Here is a 1,354-nt window from a genome sequence, read left to right as displayed (position 1 = left end):
GGGCAGGCTGCGGATTTCGCCCTTGAAGGCGATTACTCCCGAGGAATCCGATACCGCCCTTGCGCCGCTCTATGCGCATCTGCCCGCGATCCGCATCACCGACCTTCTTGCCGAAGTCGATCGATGGACCGGGTTCAGCCAGTGCTTCACGCATCTGCAAAGTGGCCGTGCCGCGGATGAACCACGTGCGATCCTCACGGCGGTGCTCGCCGATGCCACCAATCTGGGCCATACGCGCATGGCGGAAGCCTGCAATCTCGTGACCCAGCGCCAACTCGGTTGGCTCGCCTCATGGCATCTGCGCGAGGAAACCTACGGTCGCGCGCTCGCCCGGCTTGTCGACGCCCAACACACCGCGCCGCTGGCCGCGCTGTTCGGGTCCGGCACCTCGTCCAGCTCAGACGGTCAGAACTTTCCGCTCGACCGCCGCGCCCAGGCAACCGGCGCAGTCAATCCGCACAAGGGGACAGAGCCGGCTGTCTCCTTTTACAGCCACGTCTCGGATCGCTACGCGCCGTTCCATTCCACAGTTATCTCCGCTTCGGCGAGCGAGGCGGCACAGGTGCTCGACGGGCTGCTCCACCACGGCGCCGATCTGCACATCGAAGAGCATCACGTCGATGGCGGGGGCGTCTCCGACCATGTGTTCGCGCTATGTCATCTGCTTGGGTTCCGGTTCGCGCCGCGTATCCCGAATATCGCCGCACGCCGTTTGCACCTGTTTAACGGCATCGAACCCGGCCCCGATATTGCGCCGCTGGTCGCGGGCCGCATCGACGAAGGTCTGATCGAGGCACACTGGGACGACGTGCTGCGACTGGGAACCTCGATCCGCACAGGCGTCGTCAGCGCCTCGATCATGCTGGAACGGCTCGGCTCCTATCCACGCGCCAACGGCCTGGCACTGGCGTTGCGCGAGATCGGTCGCGTCGAGCGTACCCTGTTCACGCTCGACTGGATCGAGCAGCCCGAACAGCGTCGCCGCGCCACCCGCGAACTCAACAAGGGAGAAGCGGAAAATGCCCTGAAACGCGCCATCTTCTTCCATCGCATCGGCCGTATCCGCGATCATGCGCTGCAAGCCCAAAGCCATCGGGCGAGCGCGCTGAACCTCGTCGCCGGTGCCATCGTCCTGTGGAACACGACCTACCTGCAAGCCGCCCGGATGCATCTCGCCAACCTCGGCCGGCCGGTCCCGCCGGACCTGCTGCAACACCTATCACCGCTCGGTTGGCAGCATATCAATCTCACCGGCGATTACCTCTGGACCGATCCCGATGCGCCATCCACCGCGCTCAGACCGCTTCGCCAGATGCGCGCCGTCGAAGGCACGGCAAAACCTTAGCGTATATCT

General features: G+C 64.6%; 1 pseudogene. It reads left to right on the top strand.

Going from position 1 to position 1,354, the window contains the following annotated elements:
* Positions 1 to 1,345 (top strand): annotated as a pseudogene (locus ACEK02_RS17275) (Tn3-like element ISMpo10 family transposase); the annotation flags it as partial.
* Positions 1,346 to 1,354: the final 9 nt, after the last annotated feature.

The organism is Tardiphaga sp. (assembly GCF_041424195.1).
Taxonomy (GTDB): Bacteria; Pseudomonadota; Alphaproteobacteria; order Rhizobiales; family Xanthobacteraceae; genus Tardiphaga.
This window is presented reverse-complemented; position numbering and strand designations above follow the sequence as displayed.